The organism is Polaromonas sp., from assembly GCF_029945895.1.
Taxonomy (GTDB): domain Bacteria; phylum Pseudomonadota; class Gammaproteobacteria; order Burkholderiales; family Burkholderiaceae_C; genus Polaromonas.
Map to the genome: position 1 here is coordinate 1 of NZ_JAQSDL010000054.1, position 2,743 is coordinate 2,743.

The window sequence follows — 2,743 nt, forward strand, 5'->3', positions numbered from 1 at the left end:
ATGCCGCCGGTGACCAGCGCGCCCAGCGGGTGCATCAGGTCGGAACCGGCACACACGGCGACCAGCCCGGCCAGCGGGCCGTTATGCACAAAGCCCGGGTCATTTTTGCCGAGCGCCAGCGCGACCAGCGTGCCGCCGACCATGGCCATCAGCGAGTTGACGGCCACCAGGCCGGAGATCTTGTCAATGGTCTGCGCACTCATGACGTTGAAGCCGAACCAGCCGACCGTCAGGATCCAGGCGCCCAGCGCGAGAAAAGGAATGCTGGAGGGCGGATGCGCCGAGATCCCGCCGTCCTTGCGGTAGCGGTTGCTGCGCGCGCCGAGCAGAATCACCGCCGGCAAGGCCAGCCAGCCGCCGACCGCATGAACCACGATGGAGCCGGCAAAGTCATGGAACTCGGACCCGGTCAGGGCCTTGATCCAGGCCTGCACGCCGAAATGCTGATTCCAGACAATGCCCTCGAAAAACGGATAGACAAACCCGACGATCACGGCGGTGGCCAGCAGCTGCGGGTAAAAGCGTGCGCGTTCGGCGATGCCGCCGGAAATGATGGCGGGGATGGCTGCGGCAAAGGTCAGCAGGAAGAAGAACTTGACGAGCTCATAGCCGTTTTTGGCGGCCAACACGTCGGCGCCGACAAAAAAGCTGGTGCCATAGGCCACGCCGTAACCGACGACGAAATACACCACGGTGGACACCGAAAAGTCCACCAGGATCTTGACCAGAGCGTTGACCTGGTTTTTCTTGCGGACCGTGCCGAGCTCCAGAAAAGCAAAACCGGCATGCATGGCCAAAACCATGATGCCGCCCAACAGGATGAACAAGGCATCCGAGCCCTGTTTTAGTGCGTCCATAAGCCCCTCTTTGAATGTTTGAGCAGTTTTAGTGCGAAAGCTGGATATAAAAAGTAACAGCACCAAAATCAAGCAAAAACTGCGCCAGAGAGGTGCGCACCAAGTTGGGTAGCGCCGGCCAACTGGATGGAAGTCGGGGGTTACAATAAAGCCTGTCATTGGGGAGTAGCCACCCTTTCAATCCTGAAAGGGGCTTGCGTCAACAGACTTGTCCATCACGGACATGGCGCCAGCAGTCCATCGGACCCAGCGAGACCTTTGACTGCACAGCTCCTGCTCAAGGCCGGGGATGCCGTGCAGTCAATGGTTTTCGGCCGGAGTCTCATTGCATGGAAGCTTTCCTCATCTCCACCGGCATTGTTGCCCTCGCCGAAATGGGCGACAAGACGCAACTTCTCGCCCTCGTCCTCGCGGCCCGTTTCCGCAAACCCTGGCCCATCGTGGCCGGCATCTTTGTCGCCACCATTGCCAACCATGCGATGGCCGGCGCCCTGGGCGCCTGGTTGACCACCTTGATCAGCCCGCAAACCCTGCGCTGGATCCTGGGCGCGTCCTTCATTGCCATGGCCGGGTGGATGCTGATTCCGGACAAGCTCGACGACGATGAGGCCGACGCACGCCTGCCGCGTTTCGGCGTGTTCGGCACCACCGCGATGCTGTTTTTTCTGGCCGAGATGGGCGACAAGACGCAGATAGCCACCGTGATGCTGGCCGCCCGTTACGACGCCTGGTTCGGCGTGGTGGCCGGCACCACCCTGGGCATGATGCTGGCCAACGTCCCCGTGGTCTGGCTGGGCGCCAAGGTCACGAAGAAAGTGCCGCTTCGGGTGGTGCACCTGGTGTCGGCCTCGATTTTTGCCTTGCTGGGCGCCGCCGCCTTGCTCGGCTGGGGCTGAGGGCGCTCATGGTGCCTTCGGGCCGCGCCGGTAGATCAGGTGGTAGGTCAGGCCGACCAGGACGCTGCCACCCATCAGGTTGCCGGCAATCACAACGGCCAGGTTCAGGGCCATGCCGCCCCAGGTGAGCATGGTTTCGCCCGCAGGCACGCCACCCGACTGCTGAAGCAGCATGGCCAGTGGCATCAGGTACATGTTGGCGATGCTGTGTTCAAAACCTGCGGCAACAAAAGCACTGATGGGAAAAACAATGGCAACCGCCTTGTCCACGACGCTGCGCCCCGCCATCGCCATCCACACCGCCATGCACACCAGGACGTTGCACAGCACGCCGCGGAAAAACGCCTCCCAGACCGGCAAGTCCTGTTTGACCTGCGCGATTTTCACCACCGTGCGGCCAATGGCGCCGCCGTTCATGTCGGTGTGACCGCTGGCGAAGACCAGCAGCGCGAGCCCGGCGGCACCGGCAAAATTGGCCGCGCAGACCAGTACCCAGTTCCGCAGCACATCGGCGCTCGTGATCTTGCCGTCAGCCCAGGCCATGGCCAGCAGGTTGTTGCCGGTAAACAGCTCCGCCCCGGCCACCACCACCAGCACAAGGCCGAGGGAGAAGACCAGCCCGCCCACCAGCTGGGCCGCGGCAAAACCCAGGCCGGCATCGGACTTCACGATCACAAAAAAGAGGCTGCCCAGACCGATAAACGCCCCGGCCAGTACACCCAGCATCAGCAGCGGCAGGGTCGCCATTCGGGCCTTGGCCACACCCACGGTTTCAATGCGTTCGGCAATTTCGCGTGGGGCGTAAGCATCGGAGCCAAACAGTTCTGACATGGGATTTCCTGAATTGAGGGTGGTTGAGGGCCTGGTCGGACGCCTTGCATTTATACTAGCCTCCAGCGCCGATTTGCTCAGCTTGCGGGCGCTTAAAAAGTACGGCTAAAGACGAACATCCATGAACCCGGACTCGCTTTTAGCGATGCCGGGTTTTCT

The 2,743-nt window shown here is 61.7% G+C and carries 3 protein-coding genes and 1 riboswitch; of the genes, 1 reads left to right on the top strand and 2 read right to left on the bottom strand.

What is annotated here, in order from left to right; translation table 11 throughout:
- On the bottom strand, nucleotides 1-857 hold an 857-nt coding region (locus PSV33_RS07315; protein ID WP_300560241.1), incomplete at its 3' end, for an ammonium transporter.
- A gap of 148 nt (nucleotides 858-1,005) precedes the next feature.
- A riboswitch (yybP-ykoY riboswitch) is annotated at nucleotides 1,006-1,179 on the top strand.
- 7 nt (nucleotides 1,180-1,186) lie between these two features.
- On the opposite strand from PSV33_RS07315, the gene PSV33_RS07320 reads away from it, so the two are divergent.
- Entirely contained in the window at nucleotides 1,187-1,753 is a 567-nt protein-coding gene (locus PSV33_RS07320; RefSeq protein ID WP_300560242.1) for a TMEM165/GDT1 family protein, read from the top strand.
- Nucleotides 1,754-1,759: 6 nt separating this feature from the next.
- Here PSV33_RS07320 and PSV33_RS07325 read toward each other — a convergent pair whose 3' ends face one another.
- The gene (locus tag PSV33_RS07325) at nucleotides 1,760-2,584 is read right to left on the bottom strand and encodes a formate/nitrite transporter family protein (protein WP_300560243.1); all 825 of its coding nucleotides are present in this window, start codon (nucleotides 2,582-2,584) and stop codon (nucleotides 1,760-1,762) included.
- Between the last annotated feature and the right edge of the window lie 159 nt (nucleotides 2,585-2,743).

Coding starts and splice junctions, on each gene's coding strand:
- PSV33_RS07320 (WP_300560242.1), top strand. CDS start 1,187: ATGGAAGCTTTCCTCATCTCCACCGGCATTGTTGCCCTCGCCGAAATG.
- PSV33_RS07325 (WP_300560243.1), bottom strand. CDS start 2,584: ATGTCAGAACTGTTTGGCTCCGATGCTTACGCCCCACGCGAAATTGCC.